The 18,570-nt window shown below is 61.4% G+C and carries 17 protein-coding genes; 8 read left to right on the forward strand and 9 right to left on the reverse strand.

The annotated features are described in order from the left end of the window. Nucleotides 1-50: 50 nt before the first annotated feature. The 9 genes from R1T40_RS12645 to R1T40_RS12685 form a co-directional block, all read right to left on the reverse strand. Entirely contained in the window at nucleotides 51-902 is an 852-nt protein-coding gene (locus R1T40_RS12645) for a hypothetical protein (protein WP_317384374.1), read from the reverse strand. Beyond that, the gene (sdhA, locus tag R1T40_RS12650; RefSeq protein WP_106161725.1) at nucleotides 903-2,711 is read right to left on the reverse strand and encodes a succinate dehydrogenase flavoprotein subunit; all 1,809 of its coding nucleotides are present in this window, start codon (nucleotides 2,709-2,711) and stop codon (nucleotides 903-905) included. Between the two features lie 23 nt (nucleotides 2,712-2,734). Continuing rightward, a complete protein-coding gene (locus R1T40_RS12655; RefSeq protein WP_106161723.1) occupies nucleotides 2,735-3,106 on the reverse strand; it encodes a succinate dehydrogenase, hydrophobic membrane anchor protein in 372 nt (123 codons plus the stop codon). A gap of 11 nt (nucleotides 3,107-3,117) precedes the next feature. Further along, nucleotides 3,118-3,501 (reverse strand): succinate dehydrogenase, cytochrome b556 subunit, encoded by a 384-nt coding sequence (gene sdhC / locus R1T40_RS12660; protein WP_106161721.1) that lies wholly within the window; start codon nucleotides 3,499-3,501, stop codon nucleotides 3,118-3,120. A gap of 209 nt (nucleotides 3,502-3,710) precedes the next feature. Further along, nucleotides 3,711-4,433: a DUF1194 domain-containing protein gene (locus R1T40_RS12665; RefSeq protein WP_317384375.1), complete on the reverse strand. Its 723-nt coding sequence runs from the start codon at nucleotides 4,431-4,433 to the stop codon at nucleotides 3,711-3,713. Between the two features lie 135 nt (nucleotides 4,434-4,568). Beyond that, nucleotides 4,569-5,612 carry a MaoC family dehydratase gene (locus R1T40_RS12670; protein WP_317384376.1) on the reverse strand — a complete coding sequence of 348 codons (1,044 nt, stop codon included), beginning with the start codon at nucleotides 5,610-5,612 and terminating at the stop codon, nucleotides 4,569-4,571. A gap of 1 nt (nucleotide 5,613) precedes the next feature. Further along, a complete protein-coding gene (locus R1T40_RS12675) occupies nucleotides 5,614-5,817 on the reverse strand; it encodes a DUF1737 domain-containing protein (protein ID WP_011537137.1) in 204 nt (67 codons plus the stop codon). A gap of 3 nt (nucleotides 5,818-5,820) precedes the next feature. Next, the gene (locus tag R1T40_RS12680) at nucleotides 5,821-6,369 is read right to left on the reverse strand and encodes an NnrU family protein (protein WP_317384377.1); all 549 of its coding nucleotides are present in this window, start codon (nucleotides 6,367-6,369) and stop codon (nucleotides 5,821-5,823) included. 38 nt (nucleotides 6,370-6,407) lie between these two features. After that, nucleotides 6,408-7,262 (reverse strand): HpcH/HpaI aldolase/citrate lyase family protein, encoded by an 855-nt coding sequence (locus R1T40_RS12685; RefSeq protein ID WP_317384378.1) that lies wholly within the window; start codon nucleotides 7,260-7,262, stop codon nucleotides 6,408-6,410. A gap of 355 nt (nucleotides 7,263-7,617) precedes the next feature. Here R1T40_RS12685 and R1T40_RS12690 point away from each other — a divergent pair, with 355 nt between their 5' ends. The 8 genes from R1T40_RS12690 to odhB all read left to right on the forward strand — a co-directional run bounded on the left by R1T40_RS12690 (nucleotide 7,618) and on the right by odhB (nucleotide 18,460). Then, nucleotides 7,618-7,929, forward strand: coding sequence for a hypothetical protein (locus R1T40_RS12690; RefSeq protein ID WP_106161711.1), 312 nt, complete (start codon nucleotides 7,618-7,620; stop codon nucleotides 7,927-7,929). A 414-nt stretch (nucleotides 7,930-8,343) separates the two neighbouring features. Next, the gene (gene mdh / locus R1T40_RS12695) at nucleotides 8,344-9,306 is read left to right on the forward strand and encodes a malate dehydrogenase (protein ID WP_317384379.1); all 963 of its coding nucleotides are present in this window, start codon (nucleotides 8,344-8,346) and stop codon (nucleotides 9,304-9,306) included. Between the two features lie 153 nt (nucleotides 9,307-9,459). After that, complete coding sequence (locus R1T40_RS12700) at nucleotides 9,460-9,987, forward strand: GNAT family N-acetyltransferase (RefSeq protein WP_317384380.1); 528 nt, start codon at nucleotides 9,460-9,462, stop codon at nucleotides 9,985-9,987. Between the two features lie 381 nt (nucleotides 9,988-10,368). Next, nucleotides 10,369-11,562, forward strand: coding sequence for an ADP-forming succinate--CoA ligase subunit beta (gene sucC / locus R1T40_RS12705; RefSeq protein WP_317384381.1), 1,194 nt, complete (start codon nucleotides 10,369-10,371; stop codon nucleotides 11,560-11,562). 421 nt (nucleotides 11,563-11,983) lie between these two features. Further along, nucleotides 11,984-12,823: a glycosyltransferase family 25 protein gene (locus R1T40_RS12710; protein ID WP_317384382.1), complete on the forward strand. Its 840-nt coding sequence runs from the start codon at nucleotides 11,984-11,986 to the stop codon at nucleotides 12,821-12,823. 18 nt (nucleotides 12,824-12,841) lie between these two features. Continuing rightward, nucleotides 12,842-13,729, forward strand: a complete 888-nt coding sequence (gene sucD / locus R1T40_RS12715) for a succinate--CoA ligase subunit alpha (protein ID WP_106161699.1) — start codon at nucleotides 12,842-12,844, stop codon at nucleotides 13,727-13,729. A 241-nt stretch (nucleotides 13,730-13,970) separates the two neighbouring features. After that, nucleotides 13,971-16,922: a 2-oxoglutarate dehydrogenase E1 component gene (locus R1T40_RS12720; RefSeq protein WP_317384383.1), complete on the forward strand. Its 2,952-nt coding sequence runs from the start codon at nucleotides 13,971-13,973 to the stop codon at nucleotides 16,920-16,922. Between the two features lie 14 nt (nucleotides 16,923-16,936). Next, complete coding sequence (gene odhB / locus R1T40_RS12725; protein WP_317384384.1) at nucleotides 16,937-18,460, forward strand: 2-oxoglutarate dehydrogenase complex dihydrolipoyllysine-residue succinyltransferase; 1,524 nt, start codon at nucleotides 16,937-16,939, stop codon at nucleotides 18,458-18,460. Nucleotides 18,461-18,570 lie beyond the last annotated feature (110 nt).

The raw sequence follows: 18,570 nt of genomic DNA on the forward strand, positions 1-18,570 counted from the left end.
CGCGGCAGGGCCACATCGGCGCGGCGCAGAGATCAGTGCAACAGCAACGGTCATGCGACATTCTCGCTTTGCTGTGGTGCTGTCAGGCCGTCGCCATCATCGCTGGCGGTCTCCTCCACAGGCGCAAGGCGCGCCAACCAGGAGGTGTCGCGTTCATATCCCAGCGCGATCAGGTCATCGCCGTGACGCTCCAGATAGCGCTCCGCGGTGTTTCGCGGCAGTTTCGCAGGCCATTGCTCCGCCTTGCCCGAGGACACATGCGTTGCCGTACGCCCGGTGCCGCCGTCGGGGGACAGGCCACCAAAGAGCGAATTGTCGTAGTAGATCTGCCGGGCCACCTCGATCTCGGCCTGATCGAAGCCGAAGAACCGCAGCACGCCGATGAACAGCGCGCAGTCGTGGTCCTCGATCAGATCCTCGTAGCGCAGGTCCATGGCGCGGGCATGCCCATAGGGCCAGGCCAGCATTTCTTTCACGACCTGCAGATGCATGTTCTGCATCTCGAAATCCAGCTTTGCCTCCTGCGTGGGCAAGGCCTGCAGGTGTTGCTGATAGCTCTTTCCGCCCAGATCGTCGCGGGGGCCATGCAGAAACCGTTCCTGCCGACCGGGGCTGTTCTCATGATAGCGCGCGCCAGACAGCAGAACATCGCGCGGGTCGCGAATGATATGCAAAAACCGAGCATCCGGCTGCTCGAACAAGTCCGGCGCAAAGGCACTGGCCCAGTTCACCACAATGACCCGACCGGTTGCGGGAATTTTGTCCCATTTCGCCGGGTTATGCACCGGCACAAAAGGAATATCGAGCGCCTCCCCGATCAAACGCCAGACACGCCGCATCCAGACGGTGCCCGTCTTGTGATGCGTGCCGACGCATAAGATCCGGGGAGGCGCAGAGCTCATTTAGAAGGTCCGGGCCTTGGGCGCGATGGTCTCCAGGCTGATACCGCCCTCGCCTTCGCTGGTCAGCGGATCGGTGATGACCGGACGGAAGCTGAGCGTGGTCTCGTTGCCCTCGACACGGGCCACGGTGTGCACGCGCCAGTTCTCGTCATCGCGTGTGGAGTAATCCTCATGCGCATGCGCGCCGCGGCTTTCCTTGCGGGCCTCGGCCCCGACGATGGTCGCCAGCGCATTGGGCATCAGGTTGGTCAGCTCCAGCGTCTCCATCAGGTCGGAGTTCCACACCAGCGAGGTATCGGTGACATGGAGATCGTCGAGCTTGGCGGCAATCGCGCCCATTTTCTCGACGCCTTCCTTGAGGGTCTTGTCGGTGCGGAACACCGCGGCATCCGCCTGCATGGTGCGCTGCATTTCCAGACGCAGCTCCGCCGTCGGCGTGCCGCCCTTGGCGTTGCGCAAACCATCAAAGCGATCAAACGCCTTGTCGATGGAGGCCTGGTTGAGCACCGGATTCGGCGCCTCAGGGTCCACCACCTTGCCCGCACGAATGGCCGACGCGCGGCCAAAGACCACCAGGTCGATCAGCGAGTTGGAGCCCAGACGGTTGGCACCATGCACAGAGGCACAGCCCGCCTCGCCCACGGCCATCAGGCCGGGAACAACGCCGGTCGGGTTGTCTTCGGTCGGGTTCAGCACTTCGCCCCAGTAGTTGGTGGGAATGCCGCCCATGTTGTAGTGCACGGTGGGCAGAACCGGGATCGGCTCCTTGTTGACGTCCACGCCCGCAAAGATCTTTGCAGACTCGGAAATCCCCGGCAAACGCTCTGCCAGTGCCTCGGCGGGCAGGTGGCTGAGGTTCAGGTGGATGTGATCGCCGTCTGCGCCCACACCGCGGCCTTCGCGGATCTCCATGGTCATCGAGCGCGAGACATAGTCGCGCGGTGCGAGGTCCTTGTAGTTGGGCGCATAGCGCTCCATGAACCGCTCACCTTCGGAGTTGGTCAGGTAACCGCCTTCGCCGCGTGCGCCTTCGGTGATCAGACAACCGGAGCCGTAGATGCCGGTGGGGTGGAACTGCACGAATTCCATGTCCTGCAGCGGCAGGCCTGCGCGCGCCACCATGCCGCCACCGTCGCCGGTGCAGGTATGGGCGGAGGTTGCCGAGAAATAGGCGCGGCCATAACCGCCGGTCGCCAGCACCACCATCTTGGCGTTGAACACATGCATGGTGCCGTCATCAAGCTTCCAGCACACCACACCCTGACACTGCCCATCGTCGGACATGATCAGGTCGATGGCGAAATACTCGACGTAGAATTCAGCGTTGTTCTTCAGGCTCTGACCATAGAGCGTGTGCAGGATCGCGTGGCCGGTCCGGTCAGCCGCGGCACAGGTGCGCTGCACCGGCGGGCCGTCGCCAAACTCGGTGGTGTGGCCACCAAAGGGACGCTGATAGATCTTGCCCTCTTCGGTCCGCGAGAACGGCACGCCGTAGTGCTCCAGCTCATAGACCGCCTTGGGGGCCTCGCGCGCGAGGTATTCCATCGCGTCGGTATCACCGAGCCAGTCGGAGCCTTTGACGGTGTCATACATGTGCCACTGCCAGCTGTCCGGGCCCATATTGCCCAGCGACGCCGCGATGCCACCCTGTGCTGCAACCGTGTGCGAGCGGGTCGGGAACACCTTGGTCACACAGGCCGTACGCAGGCCTTGTTCTGCCATGCCGAGCGTGGCGCGCAGACCTGCGCCACCAGCACCGACAACCACCACGTCATAATCGTGGGTTTCATATTCATATGCTGCTGTCATCGTCTTTGTTCCTTACCGCCGGATCACAGGGCGAGTTTGACGAGGGCAAAGAGCCCCGCGGCAATCATCGTGTAGGAAAAGGCCGACACTGCAATCAGCGTCAGCTTTTCGGCTAGCCCGTGCATGTAGTCCTCAACCGCGACCAATGTTTCGCGCATCAGGTGGACAATGCCCACGACCAGGGTGAGGCCGGTGATGATCGCCGGGACAGGGCGTCCGTAATAGGCCAGCACCTCTTCGTAGGTGCCACCGAGGCCAAGGCCAAAGGTGATCACGAAGGCCGGAACCAGCACCACCAGAAGGATGGAGCTGACCATCATCTGCCAGTGATGATGCGTGCCCGCACGTCCTGCACCAAGCCCTTCGGCACGTTTGCGGTCGGTCAGATAATTCATGTCTCTGCTCCTTACACCACGATCGCCACAAGGACGGTCAGGATGGTTGCACCGACGAACATGCCAATGCCCATCTTCTCCGAGATCGCGACCTCGAGGCAGTAGCCGAAGTCCCAGACCACGTGGCGCAGACGGCCCAGCATGTGATAGAAGATCGCCCAAGTCGCCGCGAGCAGGACGATATTGCCCAGCACACTGCGCAACAGCCCGTCGATGAAGGCAAAGGCGCTCTCGGAGGTTGCAGCGGCAAGCAGCCACCACACCACGAGCAGCGAGGCCCCCAGCATCGCAATCCCGGTGATACGCACCATGATTGACGACAGGGAGGTGAGCTGCGGGCGGTAGATGGTCAAATGCGGCGAAAGCGGGCGATTGCCCCGATTGACATCGGCCATGTTGGCTCCTTTCCGGTTAGCTGGTCTCGTTTTAGCTTATTTTTGCGCACTGTCACGCAAACGAGTGGTAAAAATCACCTGTTATCGTCGCAGTTTGTTGCAATTTCTTCACCTTGTGATCACAAGCCAGATCGCTGTGATCACAAACTGTATCCCTAGCGGAATAGTCAGAAACAAACTCGCAAACCCTCAGTGAGTCGCATGTGCTTTTAGCGCGAAAGGGTTGCTGTCTGCTTCACGACTTCGCGCAGCAGCTTCTTGCGGATCTGTTCGGGGTAGTCTTCGAAACGCGCCGCATAGACCACAAAGGCGCCCGGACCGTGGATCACATGCTCAAAGAAATAGGCGGCCAGATCCTCCTCGCTGGCCTCGATCGCGATGGCATTCACGGTGACACCAGCAGCAGTCAGCCGCGACCGCAGCGTCTCCGGGTTGATCCCTTCGTTTGACGGGCCATCGCCCGAAACATCCACCACACGACGCTGACAGGACGGCACCGCGTCAAACATAGGCAGAACATACCCCAACAGCTCGCCGATCGCGGTCGAGTAATTGCGCCATTTACGCGAGGTGTCCTCCACCGCCTGCGTAAAGGCGTCGAGCGCGGCGAAATCGGGAATTGAGGTCCAGGGCACCGACACCACCTGCCGTGATGTGCCGCTCCATTGCACCAGGGCCACTTCGGCACGGGCCTGCACCAGCGCTTCGCTGATCAGGGGATCCCGCAGTGCGCGGGCCAGCCCGTCCATCTGCAACCGGTATTCCTTTGGATCGACGGATCCGGACACATCCACCGCTAATACCAGCGCCAGGTCACACGCGCGCAGGCCACCCGGTATCAGGCTACAAAGACCACACAGAGCTGTGACTAACAGGCGACGCATGAGGTAAAGACTGCGGCGACGCGGACCTCTCGGCAAGATCAAAGCCATGCTGCGACTGCAGCCTCGCGCAGATGTCACCACGCCAGACCCAAGCTTTGCAGTCTTGCCCCACCAAGATGCGGCGATGAGAGCCAAACGCCCCGAAGAGACAGCGCGGCCCCTCCAACAACGCGGCCCCGCCCACTACAGAGGCATCAAGGCCCAGTAATCGAGGTCCAGCAGAACCTCCGGCAGGTATTTCCCGTCCTCGCCCTTCAGCTGGAACGGCGCGCCCCCCGATGTCGCCACCAGCCGCAACCGGATGGCCCCCACCCCGGGCGCTGCGGTTTCCGCCTTGTCCAGCACCTCGGACCAGGCCCGTATGGTGGTGCCCGACAGGCAGGGGTTTGCATGCGCGCCGCCATTGAGCCCGACGATCATCTGCGCATTGGCCAGCCCGTTAAACGACAGCGCCCGCGCCATGGAGATCACATGACCGCCATAGATCAGCCGTGTGCCATCAGGGCGCGCGGTGCTGTCGAAATGCACCTTGGCGGTGTTCTGCCACAGGCGGGTGGCCAGCATATGCTCGGCCTCCTCTACCGTGACGCCATCGACGTGGTCGATCTGCTCGCCGATGGCGTAGTCGCCCCAGCGATGCGGCTCGCCCGCCAGTTCAAAATCATAAGTCGAAAAATCCAGCCCCGCAGGCAGGGCAAGATCATCCGCCGTCAACACTGGCTGCAATTCCGGCACGTGGGTTTCGGGCGCCTCTGCCTCCGGGTTGCCCTTGCGCACCATGACCCAGCGCACATACTCCAGCACGCAGTCATCGCGTTGGTTGAGCCCCCGCGTGCGCACCCAGACCACCCCGGTCTTGCCGTTGGAGTTCTGTTTGAGGCCGATCACCTCGCTCTCGGCGCGCAGCGTATCGCCTGCGTAGATCGGCAGATGCCAGCGCCCCTCGGCATAACCAAGGTTCGCCACCGCATTGAGCGAGATATCCGGCACAGTCTTGCCAAAGACGATGTGGAACGCCGCCAGATCATCCAGCGGCGCGCCTTTTTTGTCAGCGACCAGACCAACCGAGCGGGCAAATTCATCCGAGGAATAGAGCGCATGCCGGGCCGGGTAGAGCGCATGATAGAGCGCCCGTTCGCCGCCCGAGACGGTGCGTGGCACCGCGTGGCGGATCACCTCACCCAGCCTGTAGTCCTCGAAGAAACGCCCGCGGTTGGTCTTGGCCATGTCAGTGCGCTCCCAGTTTGGTGTCGGGGGTGTAGGTGCCGTCCACCTCTTTCACCACCGACTGGCCGCAGCGCATGATGCCCTTGACCGGGTCAAAGGTCTGGGTCGGGCTGCCGTATAGCTCCCAGCCCTTGTTCAGCGCATCCGTCACCTTGTGACAGAAGGCCGAAGTGTCATCCTCGCTCAGGAATCGATAAAGTTTCATGTCTTACCCCGGAAATGGTGAGGGCCCGATGAGCCCGTGAATATAGCCGATCACACCGACCAGCAGGAAGGAAATCGCCAGGAACATCAGCCCCTTGCCAGTGGTGCCCTTGGGGCCCGGCTTCCACTCGGGCTCGGCGCGATTGATCGCCAGAACCTCGACCCCGGCCCAGACCAGCAACCCGCCGAACAGGATGACAGAAGCCAGATCGCCGTTGACCAGCAGGTGTGCCACCGCCCAGAGCGAGAAGCCGAACAGCATCGGGTGGCGCATCTTGCGAAACAGCCGCCCCTTGCGCGGTCCGGGGCTGGTAAAGAACAGCGCCAGCACCATCAGGGAATTGTTCACATGCACCAGGAAGGACGGCGGCGCCCAGACGTGGATGTACTCCGTGCCGCGATAGCCGATCACCATCAGCACGACGCTTGCCAGCAGAGCCAGCGCCACCAGTCCCTTGCCCTTCGTGCCGAGGTGTGCGCGCTGCGCCGGGGCGAGGCGTTTGAACAGGTGGGCGGCCCACCACAGGATGATGCCAAATATCAGAAGTGCCATGTCTTTCTCCAACGTCAGACGGGTGCTTGCCTCAACGACTAGCCGGAGATCCGGGCAATTGCATCCGCTTTCGCGATGATTTCACGTGCGGTCACCACATGCAGGTTCTCGACGATCTTGCCCTCTACCACGGCGACCCCTTGGCCCGCGGCCTCTGCGGCCTCGAACGCGGCGATCTGACGGCGAGCCAGATCCAGTTCCGCTTCTGAGGGGGCAAAGGCGGCATTGGCAACGTCCACCTGCGCCGGGTGGATCAGTGTCTTGCCGTCAAAGCCCATGTCGCGGCCCTGCTCACATTCCATCGCCAGCCCCGCGTCATCCTTGAAGGCGTTGTAGACCCCGTCGACGATCACCTTGCCCTCGGCCTTGGCCGCCAGGAGGCACAGCCCGAGGCCCGGCATCAGCGGCAGGCGGTCGGCGCGGAACCGGGTCTGCATGTCCTTGGCCAGATCATTGGTGCCCATCACCATGCCCTGCAGCCTGGGATGTGCGGCGATGGCGCCCGCGTTCAGCATGCCGCGCGGCGTTTCCATCATCGCCCAGAGCGGCACGTCACCTGTGATCTCTGCCAGCGCGTCCAGATCAGCCGGCGAAGACACCTTCGGCAAGAGGATCGCGTCACATCCCATATGAGCCGCCGCCTCTGCATCCGCACGCCCCCATGCGGTGTCGAGCCCGTTGATCCGCGCGATCTTCAGCCGCGGCCCATAGCCACCCTGCGTCAGCGCCTCTGCCAGCGTGGCGCGCGCATTGTCTTTTTCCTCCACCGATACCGCATCCTCGAGATCAAAGATGATCGCATCAACGGGCAGAGTACGGGCCTTGTCCAATGCGCGCGGCTTGGAGCCGGGGATGTAGAGAACAGAACGACAGGGGCGGGAGCGCGGGTCCATGGGGGCAGCCTCCAAGAGGATTGAGTGGGACATAATATTACCCAAATCGCTACAATCACATGCCGTTGATTTCAAGCTATATCTCGCCGCAATGCAGAAATCATCCATCACCCTCCATCATTCACATTTTCAAACCTTTGATTTCACAAGAGAACGCGCGATTAACCAGTTCTTTGGACCTCTATGGCACTCTGAGTCCTACCGGCGCCCTCTTTTCGAAGACTGTTACCATCTGGCGCCCCGCGAACCTTGGGTTCGTCGTCATGATTTCGTCACCAAAACCGGTCCACCCCAGGTCACCGGGGTGCCCATTCGGCCCCCTGCTGGGGACGCCGTTCCGAAAGGGGTAAAACCTATGAAGAAGACGCTGTTGAAACTCTCCGCGGGCCTCGCCCTTGTGCTGACCACCCAGATGGCGGCCGCTCAAAGCCAGAATTGCGCACCGCGCGATATGGTCGTTCAGCGCCTGGCCGAGAAATATGGCGAAAGCCGCCAGAGCATCGGCATGGGTCAACAGGGCATGGTCATGGAGACCTTTGCCTCTGACGAGACGGGATCCTGGACGATTACTGTCACCAATCCGAACGGCATGACCTGCCTCGTGGCCTCCGGACAGTCCTACGAAATCCTGGCCGAAGCGCTGCCCGTGATGGATACTGACGCCTGATCTATCGCGTTCCGTCCCGCAGGACACGCGACGCATATCCGGGCCCCTGGATATCCGGGGCCCAGGCTGGCTGAAGGCGGGCATCGAAATGCACCGGCCTGCGCCGCAAAAGCACCGTATCCCTTTCGCGCACCCTGATTCGCCGGTCCACGTCTTTGTCGGACCGGCAACCGCAGGAAATGACTGCTGACATCCGCTCCGCAGGCCACGGTCACGGCAATACCGAACCGGCGTGCGAGACGTGCATGCCTGTTCAATATCCAAAGCATCCTTCGCTAAAACTGCAAGGATTGTCGCAAACGAACGTAAAACAGGCTCAGACCGCGCGGATGCTGCAACGCAGAACACTTGCGAAGCGGAACCGAACGTCTTAGGCATCTGGTCAGAAATCAACCGGACCGGAGAGATTATCCCATGGCACGACCCAAAATCGCCCTTATCGGCGCAGGTCAGATCGGTGGCACCCTCGCGCATCTCGTAGCCCTCAAGGAACTTGGCGACGTCGTATTGTTCGACATTGCCGAAGGCACCCCTGAAGGCAAAGCGCTGGACATTGCCGAATCCGGTCCTTCCGAGGGCTTTGACGCCAGCCTGAAGGGCACGCAGGACTACTCAGATATCGCAGACGCCGACGTTTGCATCGTCACCGCAGGTGTTCCGCGCAAGCCGGGCATGTCCCGCGACGACCTGCTGGGCATCAACCTCAAGGTGATGAAATCCGTTGGCGAAGGCATCCGCGACAACGCGCCGAACGCCTTTGTGATCTGCATCACCAACCCGCTCGATGCGATGGTCTGGGCGCTGCGCGAATTCTCCGGCCTGCCGCATGAAAAAGTCTGCGGCATGGCAGGTGTGCTGGATTCCGCACGCTTCCGTCACTTCCTCGCCGAGGAATTCAAAGTCTCCATGAAAGACGTCACCGCATTTGTTCTGGGCGGTCACGGCGATACCATGGTGCCGTCGGTGCGCTACTCCACCGTCGCCGGCATCCCGCTCCCCGACCTGGTGCAGATGGGCTGGACCACACAAGACAAGCTGGACGCCATCGTACAGCGCACCCGTGATGGTGGCGCAGAAATCGTTGGCCTGCTGAAAACCGGCTCTGCCTTCTACGCCCCGGCAACCTCGGCGGTCGAGATGGCCGAAGCCTATCTGAAAGACCAGAAGCGCGTGCTGCCCTGCGCCGCATATGTGGACGGTGCACTGGGCCTCAACGGCATGTATGTCGGCGTGCCCACCGTGATCGGTGCTGGTGGTATCGAGCGCGTGGTGGACATCAAGCTGAACGCGGACGAACAGACAATGTTCGATGCATCCGTCAAAGCCGTGAAAGGCCTCGTCGAGGCCTGCAAGGGCATCGACAGCTCGCTGGCATAAACACCGCACATATTTCAAAAATCAAAAGCGTCCCACACGGGGCGCTTTTTTCGTTTCATGGCAGATGTCGGCGCCGCCAGACCGCCCGCCCGCCTGAAGACATGTGTGCACTGCGCGCTTTGCTGCGGTCGCTCTACATGCTTAAACCACGCCATGACACCGCCCGAACTCAACACAAAGCGCCTGCTGCTCCGAGGCTGGACGCCCGAAGATCACGCCCCTTTTGCAGCGATCTGCGGTGATCCGGCGGTCATGCGCTACATCGGCAATGGCGCGACCCGGACGGCAGACCAAGCGGCAGCGAACATCACATCCTTTCAGACCCAATGGGCAGAGCGCGGCTTTGGACTGTTCGCTGTTCAATCCAAGGGAACTGGTGATCTGATCGGGTTCACCGGATTTTCCCGACCCGACTTCTTGCCGGAGGTCTTGCCCGCCGTCGAGATCGGCTGGCGGTTCTCAAGACCAAGCTGGGGGCAAGGTTACGCAAGCGAAGCGGCTGCGGCCGCATTGGCCTTTGGCACGGACAGACTGGGGCTCACAGATATCGTGAGCATCACTCAGCGCGGGAACAGCGCCTCGGCACGTATCATGCAAAAGCTTGGCATGGTGTTTGACCGCCGCACAATCGACGCGACCTGCGAACGTGAGGTCGACGTCTATCGCCTGCCGCAAACCTAAGGCGGGATCGGCCCCTTGTGAGAACGGCGCCACACCCGGTGGACCATAGTCAGACTTGCGCCTCGCCCACACCGCTACCGATCACTCCAAGACAGCCCGCTCAGCCTCGGACAAGGTCATGGATGCGGGATGAAACAGAATGACCTCCAGTCGCTGGAAGGCTCTTGACGCGCTGCAGCAAAGCCGAAACGCGCCGCCAAGGATTGCGCGAATCGCTAAAATTTAGTCGCTTTCGATATGTGATCACACGCCTCAACCCTGTGATCACAAAATCGGAAAAACTTCATCATTTATCGCTCTCGTAACAGAAAAGCCTTTAACCTCCTGTTTGATATAGGCGTACTAGCAAGGGACAATTGCAGCCAGACGGGACAGTTTCTCATGAACATCCACGAATATCAGGCCAAGGCCCTCCTTCGCAGCTACGGCGCTCCGGTTTCCGACGGGCGCGTGGTGCTGAAAGCCGACGAAGCCAAAACCGCAGCCGGCGAGCTGGACGGCCCGCTTTGGGTCGTGAAAGCCCAGATCCACGCAGGTGGTCGCGGCAAGGGCTCTTTCAACGAGGCCGACGCCGGTGACAAAGGCGGCGTTCGCCTGACCAAATCGGTCGAAGAAGCCGCCGAAGAAGCCAAGAAAATGCTGGGCCGCACGCTTGTGACCCACCAGACCGGCCCGGCCGGCAAAAAAGTGAACCGCATCTACATCGAGGCGGGCTCCGGCATTCAGACCGAGCTTTACCTGGCGCTGCTGGTGGACCGCGTGACCTCGCGCGTGTCGTTCGTGTGCTCCACCGAGGGCGGCATGGACATCGAAGAGGTCGCCGCCGAGACGCCGGAGAAGATCCTGTCTTTCTCTGTTGATCCGGCCACCGGTTATCAGGCCTACCACGGCCGCCGCGTTGCATTCTCGCTCGGCCTTGAGGGCGCGCAGGTCAAGCAGTGCGTCAAGCTGATGGGTCAACTGTACCAAGCCTTCATCGAGAAGGACATGGAGATGCTGGAGATCAACCCGCTGATCGTCAGCGACGCGGGCGACCTCAAGGTGCTGGACGCCAAGGTCGGTTTTGACGGCAACGCGATCTACCGCCACGCCGACATCGCCGCCCTGCGCGACGAGACCGAAGAAGACCCCAAAGAGCTCGAAGCCTCCAAGTACGACCTGAACTACATCGCGCTCGACGGTGAGATCGGCTGCATGGTGAACGGCGCGGGTCTGGCGATGGCCACCATGGACATCATCAAGCTGTATGGTGCCGAGCCTGCGAACTTCCTCGATGTGGGCGGCGGCGCCACCAAAGAGAAAGTGACCGAAGCGTTCAAGATCATCACCTCCGACAAGAACGTCAAAGGCATCCTGGTGAACATCTTTGGCGGCATCATGCGCTGCGACGTGATCGCAGAAGGCGTGATCGCGGCCGTGAAAGAGGTGGGCCTAGAGGTGCCGCTGGTTGTGCGTCTGGAAGGCACCAACGTCGAGAAGGGCAAAGAGATCATCGCGACCTCCGGCCTGAACGTGATTGCCGCGGATGATCTATCCGATGGGGCCGAGAAAATCGTGAAAGCGGTGAAGGGCTGATGTCTCGCGTCTGCTTTCTGTTCCTTGTTGCTTCACTCGCCGGATGCGTCCGAAACGCGCCCCTCGAGAGTGAGCAGACACCGCCAGACTTGTCACAACGTGAACCGATCAAAATCTCATGCCCTAACGGGCCAGACATTGAAGCAATGCGTGAACAATCACTTTCAACGGGTCGACCAGTGTCCTGCAACGACGGTGAAAACACGTGGACGCTGGCGGAAGGCATGAAAGTGGATTGATCGCAAATTGCTGAGCGCACCGCTCGGCGCGGCGAAACACAAATTTCTCTAAGGAAACTTCCAAGATGGCAGTCCCCGTCGACCATAACACCAAAGTCATCTGTCAGGGCCTCACCCGCCCGCAGATTTCATGGTCGTCGGCCGGCAGCCATAGTGTGATCTGAGCAGAGATACTGAACCCGATGAAGCTTTCGACTTATATCATCTCTCTGACCCGTGCCAAAGGGCGTCATGCGCAGATGCGTGCGACGCTGGCGGAGGCGGGTATAGAGGCTGAGTTTGTCGAGGCCGTGGATCTGGCCGAAACCTCGGAAGCGGAGCTGTTGCAGCAGTGCAAGAGCTTTGGCCCCTGGGGGGTGTTTGCCCATGGCAACATGGCCTGCACCCTGAGCCACGCCAAGGTTTGGGAGCAGTTTCTGGCGTCGGATGCGGATGTTGCCCTCATTTTTGAGGATGACGTCTTCATCTCGCCGGAGTTGCGCCAATGGACCGAAGATCTGAGCTGGTGGCCGCAAGGCTGCGAGCTGGTGAATTTGGAGTTCTGGCGCAGTGAGAGCCTCAAGGTGATGCTGGGCACATCCATCGCGCAGCACCTGGGACGACAGGTGGCGCCGATGTTGTCGCGCAACCCCGGATCTGCGGGCTATCTGGTCACGCGCAAGGGGGCCGAGGCGCTGCTGGCGTCACGTCCATTTGCGGTCTCGATCGATCAGCTGTTGTTCAATCCGCTCATCTCTCCTTTGGCCAATTCACTTCGGCCTTATCAGATCACGCCTGCCCTCGTCACACAGGGCAACACCCCTCCTGAAGAGGGCACTTTTCTGGGCCATGCGCAGCGCAAGCCCCAAGGTGCACTCTACCGTAAACAAAAACGCCTGCGGGGCATGGCCGAGTTGCGCGCCCTGCCCCTGCACCTCCTTCGCCTGATCTCGGGACGCGCACGGCTTGTGCGGGTCACCTTTGCGGATCGGGCGCTCACCGACGACAGCGCGGCGCGTGCCGCCGAGGCACAAACCGCATAATCGAAAGGAAAGGACATCATGGCAGTCCTCATCGACGAAAACACCAAAGTTATCTGTCAGGGTCTCACCGGCTCTCAGGGCACCTTCCACACCGAGCAGGCCATCGCCTATGGCACCAAGATGGTTGGCGGCGTGACCCCCGGGAAAGGTGGTCAGACCCACCTCGACCTGCCGGTCTTCAACTCCGTGCATGAAGCCAAGCATGTGACCGAGGCCAATGCCTCCGTGATCTACGTGCCGCCGCCGTTTGCCGCTGATTCCATCCTTGAGGCGATCGACGCCGAAATGGAACTCATTGTCTGCATCACCGAAGGCATCCCGGTTCTGGACATGATGAAAGTGAAGCGCGCGCTGGAATCCTCCAAGTCGCGTCTCATTGGCCCCAACTGCCCCGGCGTCATCACCCCCGACGCCTGCAAGATCGGCATCATGCCCGGCCATATCCACAAGCGTGGCTCGGTCGGTGTTGTGTCCCGTTCCGGCACCCTGACTTATGAGGCCGTGAAGCAGACCTCTGACATCGGTCTCGGCCAGTCTTCGGCTGTGGGTATCGGCGGCGACCCGATCAAGGGCACCGAGCATATCGACGTGCTGGACATGTTCCTCGACGATCCTGAGACCCAATCGATCATCATGATCGGTGAGATCGGTGGCTCTGCCGAAGAAGAAGCGGCGGAATTCATCGCCGAGCAGAAGAAAAAAGGCCGTTGGAAGCCGATCGCAGGCTTCATCGCAGGTCGCACGGCGCCTCCGGGCCGCCGCATGGGCCACGCGGGCGCGATCGTCGCCGGCGGCAAAGGCGGCGCAGATGACAAGATCGAAGCAATGAAATCCGCAGGCATCGTTGTTGCCGACAGCCCGGCCACTCTGGGCGAAGCGGTTCAGAAAGCGATCGCAAACGGCTGATGCAACCGCATCCGTCATATAGCAAAAGATCACCAGATGATCTGAGGGGCGGGCGCTTTGCGCCCACCCCGCTTCTGCGCTTGCAGTGCAGACACAGGGATCCTGTTGCCGATGCGGCCCTCTGGCCGCCTTCGCCGCAAGATCCGCCAAGACCTTGGCACGGAACATTTCGCCCTTTCGGGCTTTCAGTCCCAGACAACAGGCTGATCGCTTACGGTCCAAACCCATATGAGGCACTCAAATGACCGAACAGAGCCCCAACGACATCTTCCATGCGTCCTCCTTCATGCAGGGGCACAACGCGGAGTATCTGGAGCAGCTTTATGCCCAATACGCCAATGATCCCAATGCGGTGGATGCTGCATGGGCCGAGTTCTTTCGCGCCATGGGCGACGCTGAACCGGATGTCAAAGCCGAAGCCGCAGGCCCCAGCTGGGCGCGCAAGGACTGGCCCCTCGCACCGGAAGACGACCTGACCGGGGCGCTGACCGGTGAATGGCCCGCCCCGGCCGAGGCCAAGGCGGCTGGCAAGAAGATCGCGGACAAGGCGAAGGAAAAGGGCGTTGAGGTCTCTGACGAGGCGATCCAGCGCGCGGTGCTGGACTCGATCCGCGCCATCATGCTGATCCGCGCGTATCGCATCCGGGGCCATCTGGCCGCTGATCTGGATCCGCTGGGCATGCGCGCTGCGACGGCGCATCCGGAGCTGGATCCGAAGACCTACGGCTTTAACGACGCCGACATGGATCGCCCGATCTTCATCGACAACGTGCTGGGCCTGCAGGTCGCGCCGATGCGCCAGATCGTGGACATCGTGAAGCGGACCTATTGTGGCACCTTCGCGCTGCAGTACATGCATATCTCCAACCCGGAGCAGTCCGCATGGCTGAAAGAGCGCATCGAAGGCTATGACAAGGAAATCCGCTTCACCCGCGAGGGCCGCAAGGCGATCCTGAACAAGATGGTCGAGGCAGAGGGCTTTGAGAAGTTCCTGCACGTCAAATACATGGGCACCAAGCGGTTTGGTCTGGACGGCGGTGAGAGCCTGATCCCCGCGATGGAGCAGATCATCAAGCGTGGCGGCAGTCTGGGCGTCAAGGATATCGTCATCGGCATGCCCCACCGGGGCCGCCTGTCGGTTCTGGCCAATGTGATGCAGAAGCCATATCGCGCGATCTTCAACGAATTCCAGGGCGGCAGCTTCAAACCTGAAGATGTGGATGGCTCTGGCGATGTGAAATATCACCTCGGCGCCTCCTCGGACCGTGAGTTCGACGGCAACAAGGTCCACCTGTCGCTGACCGCGAACCCCTCGCACCTGGAGGCGGTGAACCCGGTTGTTCTGGGCAAGGTCCGCGCCAAGCAGGACCAGCTCAACGACAAGGACCGCACGGCAGTTATGCCGATCCTGTTGCATGGCGATGCGGCCTTTGCGGGTCAGGGCGTGGTTGCCGAGTGCTTTGCGCTCTCCGGTCTGCGCGGACACCGCGCGGGCGGCACCATGCATATCGTTGTGAACAACCAGATCGGTTTCACCACGGCGCCGCATTTCTCGCGCTCCTCGCCCTACCCCACCGACAACGCGCTGGTGGTCGAAGCCCCGATCTTCCACGTCAACGGTGACGATCCGGAAGCGGTGGTGCATGCGGCGAAGGTCGCAACCGAGTTCCGCCAGAAGTTCCACAAGGACGTGGTCATCGACATCTTCTGCTACCGCCGGTTTGGTCACAACGAAGGCGATGAGCCGATGTTCACCAACCCGTTGATGTACAAGAAGATCAAGGGCCACAAGACGACCCTGAGCCTGTACACGGAACGTCTGGTGAAGGACGGTCTGATCCCCGAGGGCGAGATCGAGGACATGAAAGCGGCGTTTCAGGCGCACCTCAATGAGGAGTTTGAAACCGGCAAGACCTATAAACCCAACAAGGCCGATTGGCTGGATGGGCGCTGGTCGCATCTTGATCGCAAGGACGAGGATTATCAGCGTGGCGAAACCGCCATCAAGCCCGAGACGCTTGAGGAAGTCGGCAAGGGTCTGACCACCCTGCCCGAGGGCTACCCGGTGCATAAGACCATCGGTCGCTTCCTTGATGCGCGCAAAAAGATGTTCGACAGCGGTGAAGGCTTTGACTGGGCCACCGGTGAAGCGCTGGCCTTCGGCTCGCTGCTCTCCGAGGGCTATCCGGTGCGTCTGTCCGGTCAGGACAGCACCCGCGGCACCTTCTCGCAGCGTCACTCCGGCATCGTCAATCAAGACACCGAGGAACGCTACTACCCGCTCAACAACATCCGTGAGGGTCAGTCCCAATACGAGGTCATCGACTCGGCGCTGTCTGAATATGCGGTTCTGGGCTTTGAGTATGGCTATTCGCTGGCGGAACCCAACGCGCTGACGCTCTGGGAAGCGCAGTTTGGCGATTTCGCCAACGGCGCGCAGATCATGTTCGACCAGTTCGTCTCCTCGGGCGAGAGCAAATGGCTGCGGATGTCCGGTCTTGTGTGCCTCTTGCCGCATGGTTTTGAGGGTCAGGGGCCGGAGCACTCCTCCGCGCGTCTGGAACGCTTCCTGCAGATGTGCGGTCAGGACAACTGGATCGTGGCAAACTGTACGACGCCCGCGAACTACTTCCACATCCTGCGCCGTCAGCTGCACCGCACCTTCCGCAAGCCGCTGGTGCTGATGACGCCGAAATCACTGTTGCGCCACAAGCTGGCCGTCAGCAAGGCGCATGAGTTCACCACCGGCTCCTCCTTCCACCGCGTGTTGTGGGATGACGCCGAAACCGGTGCGTCCGAGACCAAGCTGGTCGAGGACAAGAAGATCAAACGGGTCGTGCTGTGCTCCGGCAAGGTCTACTTCGATCTGCTGGAAGAGCGCGACGCCCGCGGCATCGACGATGTCTACATCATGCGCATCGAGCAGTTCTATCCCTTCCCGGCGATCAGCCTGGTGAAGGAGCTGGAGCGGTTCAAGGACGCGGAGATGGTCTGGTGTCAGGAAGAACCCAAGAACCAGGGTCCCTGGACCTTTATCGAGCCCAACATCGAATGGGTTCTCACCCGCATCAAAGCAAAACATACCCGTCCGGCCTATGTCGGTCGTGCCACCTCGGCCTCACCCGCAACGGGTCTGGCCAGCGAACATAAAGCCCAACAAGCGGCGCTTGTGAACGAAGCGCTGAGCATCTGAGGAAGATTGAAATCATGACCACCGAAGTGCGCGTGCCCACCCTGGGCGAATCCGTGACCGAAGCAACGGTCGCCACCTGGTTCAAAAAGCCCGGCGATGCCGTGGCGCAGGACGAAATGCTCTGCGAGCTGGAAACCGACAAGGTCACGGTCGAGGTCCCCGCCCCGGCGGCCGGCACCCTGGCCGAGATCGTCGCCAAGGAAGGCGAAACCGTTGGCGTTGATGCCCTGCTGGCCAATATCTCTGCCGCTGGCGAGGCCGGGCAGGAAACACCGGAACCCAAGGCTGCGACCAAGGAGGCTCCCGCTGCCGCCGCATCGGGCGGCGAAGAGGCCGCCGTTGACGTGATGGTGCCCACCCTGGGCGAAAGCGTCTCTGAGGCGACCGTTTCCACCTGGTTCAAGAAGGTCGGCGACACCGTCGCGCAGGACGAAATGCTGTGTGAGCTGGAAACCGACAAGGTCTCTGTCGAGGTGCCCGCCCCCGCTGCAGGCACCCTGACCGAGATCAGCGCCGAAGAAGGCGCAACCGTGCAGGCGTCCGCCAAGCTGGGCGTGATCTCTGCAGGCGCTGGCGCAACGGCAGCGGCGGCCCCGGCTGCTGCGCCTGCGGCCGCTGAAGCGCCTGCCGCCGCGTCCAAGGACGTCGCAAATGCGCCATCGGCGGAAAAGGCGATGGCCGAAGCCGGTCTCTCCGCGGATCAGGTCAAGGGTTCGGGCCGCGATGGCCGCATCATGAAAGAAGACGTCGCAAGCGCGATTTCCGCAGCGAAATCCGCACCTGCTGCGACCACCTCGGCTCCGGCCGCGCCGCGCGCACCGGTCTCTGCCGATGATGCCTCGCGCGAAGAACGGGTTAAGATGACCCGCCTGCGCCAGACCATCGCCCGTCGCCTGAAGGACAGCCAGAACACCGCCGCGATGCTGACCACCTATAACGAGGTCGACATGACCGAGGTCATGGCACTGCGCAACGAGTACAAAGACCTGTTCCTGAAGAAGCACGGCGTGAAACTGGGCTTCATGTCCTTCTTCACCAAGGCCTGCGCGCACGCCCTGAAGGAAGTGCCGGAAGTCAACGCCGAGATCGACGGCACTGACATCATCTACAAGAACTTCGTGCATATGGGCATTGCCGCTGGCACGCCAACCGGCCTTGTGGTGCCAGTGATCCGCGACGTCGATGCGATGTCCTTTGCCGGTATCGAAAAGGCGATCGCCGAGAAAGGCGCGCGCGCCCGTGACGGCAAGCTGTCGATGGCGGAAATGCAAGGCGGCACCTTCACCATCTCCAACGGTGGCGTCTATGGCTCGCTGATGTCCTCGCCGATCCTGAACCCGCCGCAGTCCGGCATCCTCGGCATGCACAAGATCCAGGACCGCCCGATGGCGATCAACGGCAAGGTGGAAATCCGCCCGATGATGTATCTGGCGCTGTCCTATGACCACCGCATCGTCGACGGCAAAGGCGCTGTGACCTTCCTCGTGCGCGTCAAAGAAGCGCTGGAAGATCCCCGCCGGTTGTTGATGGATCTGTAAGCAACATCAGGGCAGCGCCCTCCCGTGGGGAGGGTCGGGCGCTGCCCGGCGATGCCGGGCAAGTGGAAAGCAGCAAATGACTGCACAAGAATTGACAGAGCTATTTCGCG

This window comes from Tritonibacter scottomollicae (assembly GCF_032924845.1).
GTDB lineage: Bacteria > Pseudomonadota > Alphaproteobacteria > Rhodobacterales > Rhodobacteraceae > Epibacterium > Epibacterium scottomollicae.